Genomic DNA, 18657 nt, shown 5'->3' with positions numbered 1-18657 from the left:
CAGGCCGAAGCCTGGGCGGAATGGCAGCAGTGTCGGCGCTCTGTGGCAGAGTGCCGATACGGTTCAGGCCGTAACCCGGCTGCTGCAAGACAAACTGACCCTGATCGAAACCCGCATCACTGAATTGGGCCACTTGCGCCAGGAGCTGCAACAACGGCTCGGGCAAGCCTGTCCATTGAATCCGTGATCCTCACTTATCAAGGAACCTCATCATGTCCACGGCAAAAACCGCACTGATCATCGGCGCCTCCCGGGGCCTGGGCCTCGGCCTGGTCCAGCGCCTGCTGGAAGACGGCTGGCAGGTCACCGCCACCGTGCGCAACCCGCACAAGGCCGAGGCGCTGCAAGCCCTGGGCAAGGTGCAGATCGAGCAACTGGACATGGACGATCAGCAAGCGGTGATCGCCCTGAGCCAGAAGCTCAAGGACCAGGTGTTCGACCTGCTGTTCGTCAATGCCGGGGTCAAGGGCCCGGACAACCAGCTGCCGGGCCACGCGACCCAGGCCGAAGTCGGCCAGTTGTTCTTCACCAACGCGGTGGCGCCGATCAACCTGGCCCAGCGCTTTGTCGGGCAGATCCGCAAGGACAGCGGCGTGCTGGCGTTCATGAGTTCGGTGCTGGGCAGCGTGACCATGCCCGACGCGCCGGAGCTGGCCCTGTACAAGGCCAGCAAGGCCGCGCTGAACTCCATGACCAACAGCTTCGTGACCCAGTTGGGGCAGAAGCTCACCGTGCTTTCGCTGCACCCGGGCTGGGTGAAGACCGACATGGGCGGCGAAGGCGCCGATATCGATGTGCAGACCAGCACCCGCGGGCTGATCGCCCAGGTCAATGCCTACACCGGCAAGGGCGGTCATCACTTCGTCAACTACAAAGGCGAAACCATCCCCTGGTAAGGCCGCGGCTGCCCCGGGCAGCCCTTGCACAGGCCAGCGAAGGCTCTGGAACGGGGGGCAAAATGCAAGTTTTGTCCCCCGGCAAATCTTTCGCTAGACTGCGCACCTCGCCCCTTGCGGCGACCCTGGATCAGCAGACAGGGCATCACTGAGCTGGCTAACCTGAACCCACTTTCAGAGGAGCCGGCAACCATGCCTGCGACCCGTACCTGGTTAAAAAATCCCCTGGCCATCTTCACCGGCAATGCCCTCGACGCCCGTGGCGGCCTGGTGCTGCAAGACGGCCTGATCGTTGAAGTGCTGGGCCTCGGCCAGCAACCTGCAAGCCCCTGCCAGCAGGTCTTCGATGCCCGCGAGCACGTGCTGCTGCCGGGCCTGATCAACACCCACCATCACTTCTATCAAACCCTGACCCGCGCCTGGGCGCCGGTGGTCAACCAGCCGCTGTTTCCCTGGCTCAAGACCCTGTACCCGGTCTGGGCCCGGCTGACTCCGGAAAAACTCGCCCTGGCGACCAAAGTGGCACTGGCCGAACTGCTGCTCTCCGGCTGCACCACCGCCGCCGACCATCACTATCTGTTCCCGGACGGCCTGGAAAACGCCATCGACGTGCAAGTCGAAACCGTGCGTGAACTGGGCATGCGCGCCATGCTCACCCGCGGCTCGATGAGCCTTGGCGAAAAGGACGGCGGCCTGCCACCGCAACAGACCGTGCAGGAAGGCCAGGTGATTCTCGACGACAGTCAGCGCCTGATTCACGAGTACCACGAGCGTGGCGACGGCGCGCAAATCCAGATCGCCCTGGCGCCGTGCTCGCCGTTCTCGGTGACCCCGGAAATCATGTCGGCCAGCGCCGAACTGGCCAACGGGCTCGATGTGCGCCTGCACACTCACCTCGCCGAGACCCTCGACGAAGAAGATTTCTGCCTGCAGCGCTTCGGCCTGCGTACCGTGGATTATCTGGACAGCGTCGGCTGGCTCGGTCCGCGTACCTGGCTGGCCCACGGCATCCACTTCAACCCGGATGAAATTGCCCGCCTGGGCGCCGCCGGCACCGGCATCTGCCATTGTCCGAGTTCGAACATGCGCCTGGCCTCCGGCATCTGCCCCAGCATCGAGCTGACCGATGCAGGGGCGCTGTTCGGCTTGGGCGTGGACGGTTCGGCGTCCAATGACGCCTCGAACATGATCCTCGAAGCGCGGCAGGCGCTGTACATCCAGCGCCTGCGTTACGGCGCCGAAAAGATCACCCCGGAGCGTGTACTGGGCTGGGCGACCCAGGGGTCGGCAAGCCTGTTGGGCCGTACCGACATCGGCGAACTGGCGGTAGGCAAGCAGGCAGACCTGGCGTTGTTCAAGCTCGATGAACTGCGTTTTTCGGGTAGCCATGATCCGGTTTCAGCGCTGCTGTTGTGCGCTGCGGATCGAGCGGACCGGGTCATGATTGGCGGCAAGTGGCGGGTGATTGATGGCCAGGTAGAAGGGCTGGATCTGAAAAACCTGATCGCCGATCACAGCCAGGCGGCCCGGCAACTGATCGCCGGCACCTGATCTTTGGCGCCCACGGCGAGGGAGCGTATCCCTCGCCTGTGCGTTGAACGGTATCAGAGGGAGGAAACATGTTAGTTTGCCGCCCTCATCCGAACCGTTATAGGGACATTACGTGAAACAAAAGCACGGACTGGCGCTCTGCGTCGCACTGCTGATTTCGGGCTGTGGGAAACAGGAGGTTGCAGGCCCCGCCAGCAAAGTGCTGTCACCTGAAAAAGTTGCAGACATTGCTTCGACCATCAGCCGCAGATACCCGGACCTATCCCCGCAAGTCCGCGATGCGGTGCTCAACACCGTCGTGCGTTCGATGGACAACATGGTGCTGATTGAAGGTGGCGAATTCCAGATGGGGGATTTCGGCTGGCCCCGTGGCTTCGACCCACAGGCCTTGTGCCAATGGCCCTGTGGCGTGGACCCGGCAAACATGGAACGGATCAGCCTCGACATCGATGACGACTTCGTTCACCCGGTCAAGTTGAGCAGCTACTACCTGTCCTCGCTGCAAACCACCTTGGGCGATTTCGATCTGTTCTTCCTGGCGCAAGGCCGGCCGCAATTCGACGCGGCACTGCGCAACCGCGCCGACATGAAACACCTCTACCAGGAAAACCTGCCCGCCCCGGCGTCTCGAAAATGGCAAGAGGCCAAGGATTACTGTGGCTGGCTGGCAGACCTCAGCGGCTATGCCGTGGATCTTCCGACCGAGGCCCAATGGGAATATGCGGCGCGCAACCGTGGCCAGCCGGTGATGTTCGCGACCGACAACGGCAATCTGGACTATGGCCGCAACTTTCCGGCGCCTGACGACAACGAAACCTTCGCCGTGGACAGGTTTGTGCCTAACCCGCTGGGCCTCTACAACCTCACCGGCAATGCCAGTGAATGGGTCAACGACTGGTACGACAAACACTACTACCGCGAATCTCCCGTGGAGAACCCGCAAGGGCCTGAAACAGGCATTTATCGAGCGCAACGGGGCGCCAACAACAAGTTTGCCAACGACCCGACCTTTTCTCCTTCGGCCAGCACCGTCCGCCGTTGGCGTTGGGGCGCACTCGCGGCCTGGAATGCCCCCGGGGTCAGCTTTCGCTGCGCTATCCAGTCGGCGCAACCCCTTTAAAGACCGAGCAGCGACAGCATGATGAAGGTCGCAAACAGCACGAAGTGAGTCATGCCTTCTATGGCATTGGTTTCACCATCGTTGAGGTTGATCGCGCTGACGATCAGGGTGATGAACACCATCACCGTCTGCACCGGAGTCATGGCCATCTGGAAGGGCTGGCCGGTGTACAAGGCCATGGCCTCCATCACCGGCACCGTGAGGATCACCGTCGACAGGGAAGCGCCCAGGGCCACGTTGACCACCGACTGCATGCGGTTGGCCAGGGCGGCGCGCAGGGCGGTCAGGATTTCCGGCGCGGCGGAAATCGCCGCCACCAGGATCGCCGTGATCACCGGCGGTGCGCCCGTGCCTTCCAGGCCCAGGTCCAGGGTCTTGGACATCACCTCGGCCAGGGCGCCGATTACCACCACCCCGAACACCAGGATGCCGATGCTCCAGGCCAGGTTGATGGCATGGGGCTGTTCCTGGGCCTCTTTATTGCGGCGTTTTTCCGGGTAGCTGTAGCTGAAGAAATAGCTGTGCGGCCCGACCTGCATGCGCAGGAACAGGGTATAGAGCACCACCATGGCGCCGATGGTGAAGGCCGAGTAGACCTTCCAGTCGGCCTCGGGGATGAACTCCGGCACCACCATCGACACGCCCATGGCGGTGAGGATCATCACGCTGTAGGTACGCGCCGAGTCGTCGTTGTAGGGCTGCTCGCCATGCTTGATGCCGCCCATCAGTGCGGCCAGGCCGAGGATGCCGTTGATGTCCAGCATCACCGCCGAGTAGATGGTGTCGCGCACCAGGGTCGGCGAGGCTTCGTTGCTCATCATGATCGCCAGGATCACCACTTCCACCAGCACCGCGGCCAGGGTCAGGATCATGGTGCCGTAGGGGTCGCCGACCTTTTCCGCCAGCAGTTCAGCGTGGTGGGCGACGCGCATCGAAGCCATGACGATAAAGCCGATCAGCACCAGCCCGGCGCTCAGGGCGATGCCCTGGCCACTGCCCAGCAACAGGTGTTCAAGCGGATAGGCAGCCACGGCGGCCAGCAGCGCAAGCAGTAGAAACTTTTCTTGCTTGAGGGAATTGAGCATTGCAGTCCTTTGACGGGAATAAAAACGAGTACAGGAGATGACTGAAAGACTGCACCAAGTCACTAACGTTTCGTTACATGTTAGTGCACCAGCCCCAGGCGCCGCGCACCGGGTTGGTTCTTGAACAGCCCTTCGCCGGCAAGCGGCCTCCTGCATTCCAGCCCCGTAGGAGCTGGCTTGCCAGCGAAAAGCGCGCCCCAAAGCCCCCGTAGAAACCGCCTCGCCGGCGCAACGGCCATCTTTGTTGTCCTGTTGGTCAGCTATTTGCATTGCCCTCCAGTGCTTGCCGCCCCAGCCCCCCACAACAAGATGGAGCTCCCATTCATGCATACACGCCCGTTGCACAAGTTGCTCTGCACCCTGGCCGCCGCCATCGGCCTGAGTGCCAGCCTTTCCGCCAGCGCCGCCGATCCGCTGAAGGTCGGTTTCGTCTACATCGGCCCCATAGGCGATCACGGCTGGACCTATCAGCATGAACAGGGGCGCAAGGCCCTGGTGGAAAAATTCGGCGACCAGATCAAGACCAACTACGTGGAGAACGTAGCCGAAGGCGCCGACGCCGAGCGGGTGATCCGCAACATGGCCAAGGACAACTACGACCTGATCTTCACCACCTCCTTCGGCTACATGAACCCCACGCTGAAGGTCGCCAGGCAGTTCCCCAAGGTGACCTTCGAACACGCCACCGGCTACAAGCAGGACAAGAACCTCGGCACCTACCTGGCGCGCACCTACGAGGGCCGCTATGTGGGTGGTTTCCTCGCGGCGAAGATGACCAAGAGCAAGAAGATCGGCTACGTCGCCTCCTTCCCCATTCCGGAGGTGATCCGCGACATCAACGCCATCCAGCTGGCCTTGAACAAATACAACCCGGGCACCGAGATCAAGGTGGTGTGGGTCAACTCCTGGTTCGATCCGGGCAAGGAAGCCGACGCCGCCAATGCCCTGATCGACCAGGGCGCCGACGTGATCTTCCAGCACACCGACAGCCCGGCGCCGATCCAGGCCGCGCAGCGGCGTGGCGTGTACGCGGTGGGCTATGCCTCGGACATGGCCCACTTCGGCCCCAAGGCGGTGCTGACCTCCATCGTCAACAACTGGGGCCCGCACTACATCCAGGCCACCCAGGGGGTGATGGACCACAGTTGGAAACCCCAGGACTACTGGGGTGGGCTGAAAGAGGGTACGGTTGAACTACCCCTCAGCGACCTGCTGCCGGCCCCGGTGAAAACCGAGGCCGAACAGATCATCGCCAGCATCAAGAGCGGCGAGTTCCACCCGTTCACCGGCCCGATCAAGGACCAGGCCGGGGTCGAAAAAATCGCCGCGGGGGTCAGCGCCAGCACTGCCGAACTGGCCTCGATGAACTACTACGTCGAAGGCCTGAAGGCGGACATCCCCAAATAATCTGGCCGTCGCTGTCGGAGCATCCGCCAGCGACGACGGACCGCCAACAGGATGGGAGCACTTTCATGAATCAACTGCCGATCATCGATATCAGCCCGCTGTATCAGGATGAGCAGCAAGGCTGGGACAGTGTCGCCAAGCAGATCGACCGCGCCTGTCGCGAATGGGGCTTCTTCTACATCAAGGGTCACCCGATCAGCGCACAACGCATCGAGCAATTGCTGAGCACGGCCAAGCACTTCTTCGCCCTGCCCAGTGTTGAAAAACTCAAGATCGATATCACCCAGAGCCGTCACCATCGCGGCTACGGCGCCATCGCCACCGAGCAGCTGGACCCAAGCAAGCCCAGCGACCTCAAGGAAACTTTCGACATGGGCCTGCACCTGCCGGCCGAGCACCCGGACGTGCTGGCGGAAAAACCCCTGCGCGGGCCCAACCGCCACCCTGACCTGCCCGGCTGGCAAGCCCTGATGGAGCAGCACTACCAGGACATGCAGGCCCTGGCCCAGACCCTGCTGCGGGCCATGACCCTGGCCCTGGGCATCGAACGTGATTTCTTCGACCGCCGCTTCCAGGACCCGGTGAGCGTGCTGCGGATGATCCACTATCCGCCGCGCCACACCGCCAGCAGCGCAGAGCAGCAAGGCGCCGGCGCCCACACCGACTACGGCTGCATCACCCTGCTCTACCAGGACGCCGCTGGCGGCTTGCAGGTGCGCAACGTCAAGGGCCAGTGGATCGACGCCCCGCCCATCGACGGCAGCTTCGTGGTCAACCTCGGCGACATGATGGCGCGCTGGAGCAACGACCGTTACCTGTCGACCCCGCACCGGGTCATCAGCCCGCTGGGGGTGGACCGCTACTCGATGCCGTTCTTCGCCGAGCCGCACCCGGACACCCGCATCGAATGCCTGCCCGGCTGCCAGGACGCGGAGCACCCGGCCAAGTACCCGGTGACCACCTGCGCCCAATTCCTGCTCTCGCGCTTTGCCGATACCTACGCCTACCGCCGGGAGCTGGAGCAGGCCTGACCGCCCCCCCCGGTCAGGTTTTGCCGAACATTTGCGCCGCCAGATGTAGAATGGCGGCTTTTTCGGGCCCGGTGAAAACCTGGCGAAAGCCGCAAGCCACAGCCAGTTCCCCACAGAAGGGCACGGCCCCGGCAGCGCATCACTCTCGCAGCGCCCGCCTGCACCTGATGAGACGACACCATGTATGACTGGCTGAACGCCTTGCCCAAGGCCGAGTTGCACCTGCACCTGGAAGGTTCCCTGGAACCGGAACTGCTGTTCGCCCTGGCCGAACGCAACAAGATCGCCCTGCCCTGGAGCGACGTCGAGACCCTGCGCAAGGCCTACGCCTTCAACAACCTGCAGGAATTCCTCGACCTGTACTACCAGGGCGCCGACGTGCTGCGCACCTCCCAGGACTTCTACGACCTGACCTGGGCCTACCTGCTGCGCTGCAAAGAACAGAACGTGATCCACACCGAACCCTTCTTCGACCCGCAGACCCACACCGACCGTGGCGTGCCGTTCGAAGTGGTGCTCAACGGCATCGCCAGCGCACTCAAAGATGGCGAGCAGCAACTGGGCATCACCAGCGGCCTGATCCTCAGTTTCCTGCGCCACTTGAGCGAAGAAGAGGCGCAGAAAACCCTCGACCAGGCGCTGCCGTTTCGCGATGCATTCGTCGCCGTGGGCCTGGACAGTTCGGAAATGGGCCACCCGCCGAGCAAGTTCCAGCGGGTATTCGACCGCGCGCGCAGCGAAGGCTTCCTGACCGTCGCCCACGCCGGTGAAGAAGGCCCGCCGGAGTACATCTGGGAAGCCCTGGACCTGTTGAAGATCCAGCGCATCGACCACGGTGTACGTGCCTTCGAAGACGAGCGGCTGATGCAGCGGATCATCGACGAGCAGATCCCGCTGACTGTGTGCCCGCTGTCCAACACCAAGCTCTGCGTGTTCGACCACATGTCCCAGCACAACATCCTGCAAATGCTGGAGCGCGGAGTGAAGGTCACGGTCAACTCCGATGACCCGGCCTACTTCGGCGGCTACGTCACCGAGAACTTCCACGCCCTGCACACCGACCTGGGCATGACCCAGGACCAGGCCCGGCGCCTGGCGCAGAACAGCCTGGATGCACGGCTGGTCAAGCCGTAACGGCCTTCGCCGGCCAGCCGGCTCCTACACGAACCTGTAGGAGCCGGCTGGCCGGCGAACAGGTCCCCCCCGTCTCTATCAGCTCCCCGCCTCGCTCAACTCCTCCAGGGTCTTGCCCCGGGTTTCCATCCCGAACAGCCAGACCACCCCCGCGGCAATCACGAAGCACGCCGCCCCCAGGGCGAATACGCCGCCCTGCCCGGTCAACGGAAACACCAGCCCGGTCACCAGCGGCCCCAACAGCGAACCGATGCGCCCCACCGCCGAAGCGAACCCCGAGCCCGTAGCCCGGGCCGACGTCGGGTACAACTCAGGGGTATAGGTGTAGAGCACCGCCCACATGCCGAACAGGAAAAACTGCATCAGCAGCCCGGTGCCGATCAGCAGGCTGACGTTGCCGCCAAAGACCGCACTCTGCCCGTAGAAGAAGGCCATGACCCCGCCGCCGAGCAAGGTCACGATGCACACCGGCTTGCGCCCCCAGCGCTCCACCAGCCAGGCCGCCATGAGGAACCCGGGAATCCCGCCCAGGGAAATCAGCACCGTGTAGTACACCGACTGGGTCACCGCAAAACCGGACTGCTGGAGCAAGGCGCTGAGCCAGGACGTCAGGCCGTAGAAGCCCAGCAGGGCGAAGAACCACAGGCTCCAGATCATCATCGTGCGCTGGCGATAGAGCGGCGACCAGATCTGCTTCAGTGCCGAGAAAAAGTGCCCCGGCGCACTGTCGATACGCGGCAGGTGCAGCGGCTCCGGCAATTGCGCCGTGCCCAGGGAAGCGCGCACCTTGTCTTCGATGCCACACAGCACCCGATCCGCATCGGCGTGGCGCCCGGCCTGTTCCAGCCAGCGCGGTGACTCGGGAATGAAGAAGCGGATCACCAGCACGAACACCGCCGGTACTGCCAGCACCAGGAAGATGTCACGCCAGCCGATCAGCGGCAGGAGGAAATACGAGAGCACCCCGGCGGCGACGAAACCCAGGGGCCAGAAGCCGTCCATCAGGGCGATGTAGCGCCCGCGACGCTGGGCCGGAATCATCTCCGAGAGCATCGACTGGGCGATGGGAAACTCCATGCCCATGCCGATCCCCAACAACACCCGGAACAGGGTCAGGCTGTCCACGCTCTGGGCGGTGGAACACAGGTAACTGGCCACGCCCCAGAGCACGATGCTCCACTGGAACACCGGCTTGCGCCCATAGCGGTCGGCAAGCATGCCCGACAGCGAGGCGCCCAGCACCATGCCGAAGAAACTGGAGCTGGCCAGCAGGCCGGCCTGGGCCGAACTCAGGCCAAACTCGGTTTTGATCGAGCCGAGGAGGAAAGTCATCATCGCCAGGTCCATGGAGTCGAAGAAAAACGCCAGGGCGATGATGATGAAGATCACCCGGTGATAGCCGCTGATGGGTAGCCGTTCCAGGCGCTCTGCGGCGCTGTATTCCTGTATGCCCATGCCCGTTCCCCCGGTTGAATGCTTGACCGCCCGAGTGTGCGGGATCGAGGCTGGGGCTGATTGCCGAGGGCGACCTGTTCGCGTCCACCAGCGACGCCGAGGGCACGGTGCCCAGGCTCGCCGGCAAGCCGGCTCCTATCGCGGGCGTTGCGCGCTGATCTGCGCGCAACGCTCCTGGAGCAGGTCACGCAGTAGTTTCACCGGTTTGCTCAGGTGCGCCCGGTGGGTGCACAGCAGGTTCAGCGACGCGCCTTCGCAGCGCAGTTCCGGCAGCAGTATCTGCAGGCGGCCGGCCAGCACATCGGCGGCCACATCCAGCCAGGACTTGTAGGCAATCCCCTCACCGGCCACTGCCCAGCGCCGCACCACATCGGCGTCGTCGCTCAGGCGGTCACCACTGACGGTGAGGCTCACCTCGCGCTTGCCGTCATGAAAGCTCCAGAGGTCATGAGCCCGGCTGTCGAGCATGTACAACAGGCAGTTGTGCTGGGCCAGTTGCTCCAGCTGGCGCGGCTCGCCGTAGCGAGCCAGATAACTGGGGGCGGCGCACAGCACCCGGCGGTTGTCCGGAGCCACTGGCAGCGCCACCAGGCTGGAGTCCTCCGGTTCGCCGTAACGCAGGGCAATGTCCACCGGCTGGCGGAACAGGTCGGCAATCCGGTCCCCCAGCAGCAGGCGCACGCTGAGCTTGGGATGTTCACGCTGGAACTCGTCGAGCCAGGGCAACAGCAGATTGCGGCCAAAATCCGAAGGGGCAGAAAGCTGCAACACGCCACTGACCTGATCCTGACCGCTGGCCAGCAGGCGCCGGCCTTCATCCAGGTTGCTCAAGGCCGCCCGGGCGTATTCGAGAAAGCCCTCGCCCTCCGCGGTGAGCCGCAGGCTGCGGGTGGAACGGGCCAGCAGCCGTGCGCCCAGGTGTTCCTCGATGCGCTTGAGGGCAGCACTGGCCACCGCAGGCGAAAGGTCCATGACCCGGGCCGCCGCCGACAGGCTGCCCAGGTCTGCGGCACGCACGAACAACTGCAGGTCATCGAATCGCAGCATGAGGCTTTCCTGGATTATCAAAAAAATATTGAAAGAGCCTGCTCTTTTAGCCGGTTTTATCCTCGGGAGAAATAGCCAATCATCCCTCCCATCGCCTAGCACCTGAGGAAGCCCACATGTCCCAAGCCTTCACCGCGATTGCCACCCTGATCGCCAAGCCCCAGCAGCAAGACGTTCTCAAGCGCGAGCTCAGCGCCCTGGTCTCGCCCAGCCGTGAGGAAAGCGGTTGCCAGTACTACGAGCTGCACCAGGATGCCGAGCAACCGGGCACCTTCTACGTGCTGGAGCGCTGGGACGATGAAGCAGCCCTTGAGTTTCACAACAACACCGCGCACTTCCGGCATTTCCTCCATCAGACCCGCGAGGCGATCGAGCACTTCGAGCTCAAGCGCCTGCAGTTGATTGTCTGAGCCTTTTTTCCCTACTCATCATCAGGAACTCAACATGAAAGCCATCGCCTATTACGCTTCCCTGCCCATCGACGATCCCAAGTCCCTGCAAGACATCGAGCTGCCCGAGCCCGTGGCCGGCCCTCGCGATCTGCTGGTGGAAGTCAGGGCCATCTCGGTCAACCCGGTGGACACCAAGGTGCGCCAGAACGTCCAGCCCGAAGGTGGCGCGGCCAAGGTGCTGGGCTGGGACGTGGCCGGGGTGGTCAAGGCCGTGGGCAGCGACGTCAGCCTGTTCAAGGTCGGTGACCGGGTGTTCTACGCCGGCTCCATCGCCCGGGCCGGCGGTAACAGTGAGCTGCACACTGTGGATGAACGGATCGTCGGCCACATGCCCAAGAGCCTGGACTTCGCCGCGGCCGCCGCCCTGCCGCTGACCGCGATCACCGCCTGGGAGCTGCTGTTCGAACGCCTGCAGATCAGCCAGGAGCCGGCTGACAAAGGCCAGAGCCTGCTGATCGTCGGCGCTGCCGGCGGGGTCGGTTCGATCCTCACCCAACTGGCCCGTCAGCTCACCGGCCTCAAGGTGATCGGCAGTGCCTCCCGCGAACAGACCCAGGCCTGGGTCCGCGAGCTGGGCGCCCATGCGGTGGTGGACCACAGCCAGCCACTGAGCGCCGAACTCCAGCGCATTGGCGCAGGCCAGGTGACCCACGTCGCCAGCCTGACCCAGACCGATGCCCACCTCGACCAACTGGTGGAAGCCCTGGCACCCCAGGGCAAGCTGGCGCTGATCGACGATCCGAAAAGCCTCGACGTGACCAAGCTCAAGCGCAAGAGCCTGTCGTTGCACTGGGAGTTCATGTACACCCGCTCGCTGTTCGAAACCGCCGACATGCAAGAGCAGCACGTGCTGCTCAACCGGGTCGCCGAACTGATTGACGCCGGCACCTTGAAGACCACGGTGGGTGAGCACTTCGGCCAGATCAACGCAGCCAACCTGCGCCGCGCCCACGCCCTGCTGGAGAGCGGCAAGGCTCGCGGCAAGATCGTCCTCGAAGGTTTCTGAGGCGTTAACGAACGGCAGCCGGCACCGGTAAAAGGTGCTGGCTGCCGTCAGTCCGAGAGTTGATTCCGGTCATATTTGTGACCGTATTCGGGTCTACACTGGGGGCCCTTGCAGCGCAGTCTTTTACCGTTAGGAGGTCAGCAATGAAGATCCTGATAAAAGAATTGGCACACCCCCAGGGCTCTCAATGGCAGGTGCGGCTCGACCAGCATGTGGTGACGTTCCGCAGCGAGGCCGAAGCCCGGGCCTTCACCCAGACCCTGCAAAGCCGCCTGCAAGCCCCCCACCCGATTCCCCAGAGCCAGCGCGCCACCGGCTGACTCAGAGCTCGGCAGCCTTCAGCGCCCGGGCATTCTGCAAGCGCCGGGTCATGACCGCCATGCTCACCGCCAGCACACCGCACAGGCTGATGACCATGGCCATCGGCATGGCGCTGCCGTCATGCAGCACACCCACCAGGTACGCCGCCCCTGCAGCCACGCTGAATTGCAGGCAACCGAGCATCGCCGAGGCGCTGCCGGCCCGTGCGCCCTGACCATTCATGGCGCAGGCTGCGGCATTGGGAATGATGCAGCCCAGGCTGGCGATACACACGAACAGCGGCAGCAGCAGCGGCCAGAGCGCACTGGTGTGCAAGGCACTGACGCCGAGCAGGGTCAGGCCCGCTGCCAGGTAGATCCACACGGTGCGCGCCAGCAGGAACGCCGGGCCACGCTTGGCCAGCAGGCGCGCATTGATCTGCGCCACCAGGATGAAGCCCCCGGCATTGATCCCGAAGAACCAGCCGAAGTGCTCCGCTGGCACGCCATAGAGCTTGATGAAGACAAAGGGCGAACCGGCAATATAGGAAAACATCCCGGCAATGGCGATCCCGCCGGTCAAGGCATGGCCGAGAAATACCCGGTCCGACAGCAGCAGGCCATATTGGCGCAGCGCCCCGGACAGAGGCAGGCGCGGGCGGGTGGCCGGCATGCTTTCCGGCAGGCCCAGGGCCACTGCCAGCCCGGACAGTGCACTGAACACCGTGAGCATGATGAAGATCGACTGCCAGCCGTAGAGGTTGACCAGCAGGCCGCCCAGCATTGGCGCCAGGATCGGGGCCAGGCCCATCACCAGCATCAGTTGGGAGAAGACCTTGGCCGAACCCACCGCATCGCACTTGTCGCTGACCACGGCCCGGGAAATCACAATCCCGGCGCATCCGCCCAGGGCCTGGACAAAGCGTGCGCCGATCAGCCATTCCAGGTTCGGCGCATAGGCGCAGGCCAGGGAGGCCAGCGTGAACAGGCCCACCCCCGCCAGCAGCGGCAGGCGCCGGCCAAAACGATCGGCCACCGGGCCATAGGCCAACTGGCCGATGGACAGGCCGAGGAAGTAGGCGGCCAGGGTCAGCTGAACGTGTTTTTCATCGGTGCCGAAAGCCAGGGCCATCGAGGGGAAGGCCGGCAAGTAGAAGTCGATGGCCAGCGGGCCGAAAGCGCTCAGAGCGCCGAGAATCAGGATTGTGCGGAGGTTCATGGCATCCAAACGAGCGTTGGTCAGCGGTCGCACAGTCTAGCCGCGCTTGGACGCCTTGAACATTCCGATAGGTCGCTAACTATATAAAAAGGCTCAGGCAACCTTGACCGCGTAGCCTTCCTCGCTGATCAGGCTGATCACCTCATCGCTGGACAGGCGGCTCTCGACTCCGACTTCCTTGGCCGCCAGATCCACCCGCACGGTGGCCGCCGGGTCCTTGCTTTGCAGCGCCTGGGTGATGGCACGCACACAGTGACCGCAGGACATGCCTTGAACGTTGAATACTTGCATTGCGCTTCTCCTGTATTGGGTTGGAGCAAGTCTTGTCCTTGCCACCGTGGCAAGGTCAAGTTCCGGATTGATCTGCCGGGCTGGAAATCGGCGGCGCGCTCGGCCAAGCTGCACGTCTTACGACATAACAGCGGGAGATTCAGCCATGCGCTGGTCAACTTTCAGCCTCGTCGGCCTCCTGGGCCTGTTCGCGGCAACCCCATCGGCGCTGGCCGCCGGAGAGGACTACGGCGTGCTGATCATTTCCAGGGAGCGGCTGGAAGTCGCCACGTCCTGCGAGATCGGCCTGTACATCCAGGACCAGCTTGCCGGTCGGCTGTTCCAGGAACAGAGCGCCTCGTTCAACCTGCCGCCGGGCAAGGTTTCTCTGCGCCTGAAACTGCTGCCAGGCCAGGCCCCGGGCTGCAATGCCGGGCTGCTTGCCCCGAGTTCCCAGGACATCAGCCTGCGGGCTGGCGATGTGCTGAAGTTCCGCATCGCCATGAACGCCTCGGGCATGTACCTCAAGCCCGCCGCCCTGGAATACTGACACCCCGCCCCCTGCCGAGCTCCCGGGCCTGCTGTTCGCGCACTGCGAGCAGCCCCTGGGACAAAATGAAGCACCCGTGCAATGCCCCCTTGACCTTGCCTGCGTGGCAAGGTTGATCCTGTAGGCAACATTCACAGGGAGCGTCGCCATGCCTGAATCAACCACTTTCGACCTGCCGATTGCCGGCATGACCTGCGCCAGTTGCGCCGGGCGCGTAGAGCGTGCCCTGGGCAAGGTCGCCGGCATTCGCACGGTCAGCGTCAACCTGGCCACGGAACAGGCTCGGGTCGAAGCACCGCAAGACAGCCTGCCGGCCCTGCTGGAAGCCGTGGAAAACGCCGGCTACAGCGTGCCGGTGCAAGCCGTCGAACTGAGCATCGGCGGCATGACCTGCGCCACCTGCGCCGGGCGAGTCGAACGCGCCTTGAACAAACTCCCCGGCGTCCGCAGCGCCAGCGTCAACCTGGCCACCGAGCGTGCCCATGTCGAACTGCTGGGCCAGGTCGACCCGACGCTGCTGGTCAATGCCGTGACCCAGGCCGGCTACTCCGCCAGCCTGTGGCAGGCCGAGCAGAAACAGGGCGACGAGCAACAGCAGAACCTGCGACGCGAGCGCTGGAGCCTGGTGCTGGCCATCCTCCTGGCCCTGCCCCTGGTGCTGCCGATGCTGGTGCAGCCGTTCGGCCTGCACTGGATGCTTCCGGCCTGGGCCCAGTTCGCCCTGGCCACCCCGGTGCAGTTCATCTTCGGTGCACGCTTTTATGTCGCGGCCTGGAAGGCCGTGCGCGCCGGCAGCGGCAACATGGACCTGCTGGTGGCCCTGGGCACCAGCGCCGGCTATGGCCTGAGCCTGTACGAATGGGCCACCGCCGCCGCGGGCAGCATGCCGCACCTGTACTTCGAGGCCTCGGCGGTGGTAATCGCCCTGGTGCTGCTGGGCAAATACCTGGAAAGCCGCGCCAAGCGCCAGACCGCCAGTGCCATCCGCGCCCTGGAAGCCCTGCGTCCGGAGCGGGCGATCCAGGTCATCGACGGCCGCGAACAGGAAGTGGCGATCAGCGCCTTGCGCCTGGGTGACCTGGTGCTGGTCAAGCCCGGCGAGCGCTTTCCGGTGGACGGCGAAGTCATCGAAGGCCAGAGCCATGCCGATGAAGCGCTGATCAGCGGCGAGAGCCTGCCCGTGCCCAAGCAACCCGGCGACAAGGTCACCGGTGGCGCCATCAACGGCGAAGGCCGGCTGCTGGTGCGCACCCTGGCCCTGGGGGCGGAAACCGTGCTGGCGCGGATCATTCGCCTGGTGGAAGACGCCCAGGCCGGCAAGGCACCGATCCAGAAACTGGTGGATAAAGTCAGCCAGGTGTTCGTGCCCACTGTCCTGGTGCTGGCGCTGATCACGCTGGTGGGCTGGTGGCTGTACGGCGCACCGCTGGAAACCGCGGTGATCAACGCCGTGGCGGTGCTGGTGATCGCCTGCCCTTGCGCCCTGGGGCTGGCCACACCCACGGCGATCATGGCCGGCACCGGCGTGGCGGCCCGCCACGGCATCCTGATCAAGGATGCCGAAGCCCTGGAGCGGGCCCACGAAGTCAGTTCGGTGGTCTTCGACAAGACCGGCACCCTGACCTCCGGCACCCCGCGCATCGCCCATATGCAGGCGGTGGAAGGCGATGAAAACAGCGTGCTGCAACTGGCCGGTGCCCTGCAGCGCGGCAGTGAGCACCCTCTGGCCAAGGCCGTGCTGGACCTGTGCCAGGAACGCCAACTGCCGGTGGCTGACGTCAGCGCCAGCCAGTCCCTCACCGGGCGAGGCATCGCCGGCACCCTGGAGGGCCGCCAACTGGCCCTGGGCAACCGCCGCCTGCTGGAAGAAAGCGGCCTCAACCCCGGCGACCTGGCCCAGGCGGCCAGGGACTGGGAACACGAAGGCCGGACCCTGTCCTGGCTGATCGAGCAGAGCCCGCAATCCCGGGTGCTGGGCCTGTTCGCCTTTGGCGACACCCTCAAGCCCGGCGCGTTGCAGGCGGTGCAGCAACTCAATGCACGGCATATCAGCAGCCATTTGCTGACCGGCGACAACCGCGGCAGCGCCAAGGTGGTGGCCGACGCCCTGGGCATCACCGACGTGCACGCCGAAGTGCTGCCGGCGGATAAGGCGGCCACGGTGGCCGAGCTGAAAAAGACCGGCGTGGTGGCCATGGTCGGGGATGGTATCAACGACGCCCCGGCCCTCGCGGCGGCGGACATCGGCATCGCCATGGGCGGCGGCACCGACGTGGCCATGCATGCGGCCGGCATCACCCTGATGCGCGGCGATCCACGGTTGATCCCGGCGGCCCTGGAAATCAGCCGCAAGACCTACGCGAAGATTCGCCAGAACCTGTTCTGGGCCTTCGTCTACAACCTGATCGGCATCCCGCTGGCGGCCTTCGGCCTGCTCAACCCGGTGCTCGCCGGGGCGGCCATGGCGCTGTCCAGCGTCAGCGTGGTCAGCAATGCGCTACTGTTGAAAACCTGGAAACCCAAAGACCTGGAGAACGCCGAATGAACATCGGCCAAGCAGCCCGAAAGAGCGGCCTGAGCGCCAAGATGATCCGTTACTACGAGTCCATCGGCCTGCTCAAGCCCGCCCATCGCAGTGACAGCGGCTATCGCCTGTATGGCGATGACGACCTGCACAGCCTGGCCTTCATCAAGCGCTCCCGGGACCTGGGGTTTTCCCTGGAGGAGGTGGGCAAGCTGCTGACCCTGTGGCAGGACCGGCAGCGGGCCAGCGCCGATGTGAAGGCCCTGGCCCGCCAGCATATCGACGAGTTGAACCAGAAGATCCGCGAGCTGGCAGGGCTGCGCGACACCCTGCAGGACCTGGTGGAGCACTGCCAGGGCGACCACCGCCCGGACTGCCCGATCCTCAAGGAACTGGCCTCGGGCAGTTGCTGCGGATCCTGAGCCTGCGACCTGCCGCCCCATGTAGCCGCTGCCGAGCCCTGGGCGAGGCTGCGAAAAGGCCCGCAGGACCTTGCTTGGCGATCTCCCGCCAGACCTCAGCGCCCTCAAGATCCCTGCGTCCCTTCGGGCCGTGCGCAGCCTTCGGCAGCGGCTACAAGGTGCAAGGGGCCAAGGGGCCGGGTAGTTTGCGGGAATGAAAAATCCGGCCAAGGCCGGATTTTTTTATGGCATCACTGCATCCAGGGCGGAGGCGGTGGTTCTTCGGATTTGCCCGGCGGCGCATCATCCGCCGCGCGCACAGCCTGGCGACGCTCCTCGTCCAGGCGCGCCGCCTCGATCTCGCGGATCACGCTGCCGACATCCGCCAGTTCTTCGGGGTCGTCGAACTCGCCGGTCAGCACGCTGCCCGGATGCAAGGTGCCAGCCTCGTACAGGGCCCACATTTCCTTGGCATACCGAGTGCCCTTGAGTTCCGGGGCAAAACGCCCGAAATAGGACGCCATGTTGCCGACGTCACGCTCCAGCATGCTGAAGGCATGGTTGTTGCCGGCAGCATCCACCGCCTGGGGCAGGTCGATGATCACCGGGCCATCCGGAGTCAGCAGCACGTTGAACTCGGAAAGGTCACCGTGCACCAGGCCGGTACACAACATCAGCACGATCTGGGAAATCAGGAAGGCGTGATATTCACGGGCCTGGTCCGGTTCCAGCACCACATCGTTGAGCCGCGGTGCCGCATCGCCGTACTCGTCGGCCACCAACTCCATCAACAGCACACCTTCGAGGAAGTCGAACGGCTTGGGCACCCGCACCCCGGCATTGGCCAGGCGGAACAACGCCGCCACTTCGGCGTTCTGCCAGGCGTCCTCGGTTTCCTTGCGCCCGAACTTCGAGCCCTTGGCCATGGCCCGCGCCTGACGGCTGTTACGAACCTTGCGCCCCTCCTGATACTCCGCCGCCTGACGGAAACTGCGTTTGTTCGCCTCCTTGTAGACCTTGGCGCAACGTAGCTCGTTGCCGCAGCGCACCACATACACAGCTGCCTCTTTACCACTCATGAGTGGGCGCAGCACCTCGTCTACCAGACCGTCTTCGATCAGCGGTTCAATGCGTTTTGGAGTCTTCATCAGCTTTTATTGTGGGTCCCTTGTTACCAAACACGCGAAAGTCACTCGTTATACGGCAATCC

Annotated in this window: 18 protein-coding genes and 1 pseudogene; 13 read left to right on the top strand and 6 right to left on the bottom strand. The window is 64.2% G+C overall.

The window, feature by feature from the left end:
* Positions 1-13 precede the first annotated feature (13 nt).
* The 4 genes and pseudogenes from PFLCHA0_RS31025 to PFLCHA0_RS03655 form a co-directional block, all read left to right on the top strand.
* A pseudogene (locus PFLCHA0_RS31025) lies at positions 14-187 on the top strand (MerR family transcriptional regulator); the annotation flags it as partial.
* A gap of 25 nt (positions 188-212) precedes the next feature.
* Positions 213-896, top strand: a complete 684-nt coding sequence (locus PFLCHA0_RS03665; RefSeq protein WP_015634032.1) for an SDR family oxidoreductase — start codon at positions 213-215, stop codon at positions 894-896.
* A 192-nt stretch (positions 897-1088) separates the two neighbouring features.
* Entirely contained in the window at positions 1089-2447 is a 1359-nt protein-coding gene (locus tag PFLCHA0_RS03660; RefSeq protein WP_015634031.1) for an 8-oxoguanine deaminase, read from the top strand.
* 283 nt (positions 2448-2730) lie between these two features.
* Positions 2731-3567, top strand: a complete 837-nt coding sequence (locus tag PFLCHA0_RS03655) for a formylglycine-generating enzyme family protein (RefSeq protein ID WP_230493585.1) — start codon at positions 2731-2733, stop codon at positions 3565-3567.
* Here the strand turns inward: PFLCHA0_RS03655 and PFLCHA0_RS03650 are convergent.
* Entirely contained in the window at positions 3564-4652 is a 1089-nt protein-coding gene (locus tag PFLCHA0_RS03650; protein WP_019092793.1) for a calcium:cation antiporter, read from the bottom strand. The genes PFLCHA0_RS03655 and PFLCHA0_RS03650 overlap by 4 nt on opposite strands.
* Before the next feature lie 324 nt (positions 4653-4976).
* On the opposite strand from PFLCHA0_RS03650, the gene PFLCHA0_RS03645 reads away from it, so the two are divergent.
* The 3 genes from PFLCHA0_RS03645 (at position 4977) to PFLCHA0_RS03635 (ending at position 8224) form a co-directional block, all read left to right on the top strand.
* Positions 4977-6059 (top strand): BMP family ABC transporter substrate-binding protein, encoded by a 1083-nt coding sequence (locus PFLCHA0_RS03645; RefSeq protein WP_015634028.1) that lies wholly within the window; start codon positions 4977-4979, stop codon positions 6057-6059.
* Between the two features lie 65 nt (positions 6060-6124).
* Positions 6125-7090: a 2-oxoglutarate and iron-dependent oxygenase domain-containing protein gene (locus PFLCHA0_RS03640; RefSeq protein WP_015634027.1), complete on the top strand. Its 966-nt coding sequence runs from the start codon at positions 6125-6127 to the stop codon at positions 7088-7090.
* A gap of 180 nt (positions 7091-7270) precedes the next feature.
* Positions 7271-8224 carry an adenosine deaminase gene (locus PFLCHA0_RS03635; protein WP_011059088.1) on the top strand — a complete coding sequence of 318 codons (954 nt, stop codon included), beginning with the start codon at positions 7271-7273 and terminating at the stop codon, positions 8222-8224.
* Between the two features lie 78 nt (positions 8225-8302).
* Here PFLCHA0_RS03635 and PFLCHA0_RS03630 read toward each other — a convergent pair whose 3' ends face one another.
* Positions 8303-9679, bottom strand: coding sequence for an MFS transporter (locus PFLCHA0_RS03630; protein ID WP_011059087.1), 1377 nt, complete (start codon positions 9677-9679; stop codon positions 8303-8305).
* Positions 9680-9814: 135 nt separating this feature from the next.
* Positions 9815-10726: a LysR family transcriptional regulator gene (locus PFLCHA0_RS03625; RefSeq protein WP_015634026.1), complete on the bottom strand. Its 912-nt coding sequence runs from the start codon at positions 10724-10726 to the stop codon at positions 9815-9817.
* 116 nt (positions 10727-10842) lie between these two features.
* On the opposite strand from PFLCHA0_RS03625, the gene PFLCHA0_RS03620 reads away from it, so the two are divergent.
* The 3 genes from PFLCHA0_RS03620 (at position 10843) to PFLCHA0_RS31800 (ending at position 12504) form a co-directional block, all read left to right on the top strand.
* Positions 10843-11136, top strand: a complete 294-nt coding sequence (locus PFLCHA0_RS03620) for a putative quinol monooxygenase (RefSeq protein ID WP_015634025.1) — start codon at positions 10843-10845, stop codon at positions 11134-11136.
* A 34-nt stretch (positions 11137-11170) separates the two neighbouring features.
* Positions 11171-12184, top strand: a complete 1014-nt coding sequence (locus PFLCHA0_RS03615; RefSeq protein WP_011059084.1) for a zinc-binding alcohol dehydrogenase family protein — start codon at positions 11171-11173, stop codon at positions 12182-12184.
* Positions 12185-12327: 143 nt separating this feature from the next.
* Positions 12328-12504 (top strand): hypothetical protein, encoded by a 177-nt coding sequence (locus PFLCHA0_RS31800; protein WP_015634024.1) that lies wholly within the window; start codon positions 12328-12330, stop codon positions 12502-12504.
* A 1-nt stretch (position 12505) separates the two neighbouring features.
* On the opposite strand, the gene PFLCHA0_RS03610 is transcribed toward PFLCHA0_RS31800, so the two are convergent.
* Complete coding sequence (locus tag PFLCHA0_RS03610) at positions 12506-13702, bottom strand: multidrug effflux MFS transporter (protein WP_041751934.1); 1197 nt, start codon at positions 13700-13702, stop codon at positions 12506-12508.
* Between the two features lie 93 nt (positions 13703-13795).
* Entirely contained in the window at positions 13796-13993 is a 198-nt protein-coding gene (locus tag PFLCHA0_RS03605) for a heavy-metal-associated domain-containing protein (protein ID WP_011059081.1), read from the bottom strand.
* Between the two features lie 145 nt (positions 13994-14138).
* Here PFLCHA0_RS03605 and PFLCHA0_RS03600 point away from each other — a divergent pair, with 145 nt between their 5' ends.
* From PFLCHA0_RS03600 to cueR, 3 genes are all read left to right on the top strand, one after another.
* Positions 14139-14522: a hypothetical protein gene (locus PFLCHA0_RS03600; protein WP_011059080.1), complete on the top strand. Its 384-nt coding sequence runs from the start codon at positions 14139-14141 to the stop codon at positions 14520-14522.
* A 148-nt stretch (positions 14523-14670) separates the two neighbouring features.
* Positions 14671-17067: a heavy metal translocating P-type ATPase gene (locus PFLCHA0_RS03595; protein WP_015634022.1), complete on the top strand. Its 2397-nt coding sequence runs from the start codon at positions 14671-14673 to the stop codon at positions 17065-17067.
* Positions 17064-17468 (top strand): Cu(I)-responsive transcriptional regulator, encoded by a 405-nt coding sequence (cueR, locus tag PFLCHA0_RS03590; RefSeq protein ID WP_011059078.1) that lies wholly within the window; start codon positions 17064-17066, stop codon positions 17466-17468. Before PFLCHA0_RS03595 ends, cueR begins: the two co-directional genes overlap by 4 nt.
* A 230-nt stretch (positions 17469-17698) precedes the next feature.
* Here the strand turns inward: cueR and PFLCHA0_RS03585 are convergent, their stop codons facing one another.
* Complete coding sequence (locus PFLCHA0_RS03585; RefSeq protein WP_011059077.1) at positions 17699-18595, bottom strand: PA4780 family RIO1-like protein kinase; 897 nt, start codon at positions 18593-18595, stop codon at positions 17699-17701.
* Between the last annotated feature and the right edge of the window lie 62 nt (positions 18596-18657).

Origin of the sequence: Pseudomonas protegens CHA0 (assembly GCF_000397205.1) — a bacterium.
Classification (GTDB): Bacteria; Pseudomonadota; Gammaproteobacteria; order Pseudomonadales; family Pseudomonadaceae; genus Aquipseudomonas; species Aquipseudomonas protegens.
Note: the sequence above shows the minus strand (reverse complement) of the source record. Positions and strands in the feature narration are given on the sequence as shown.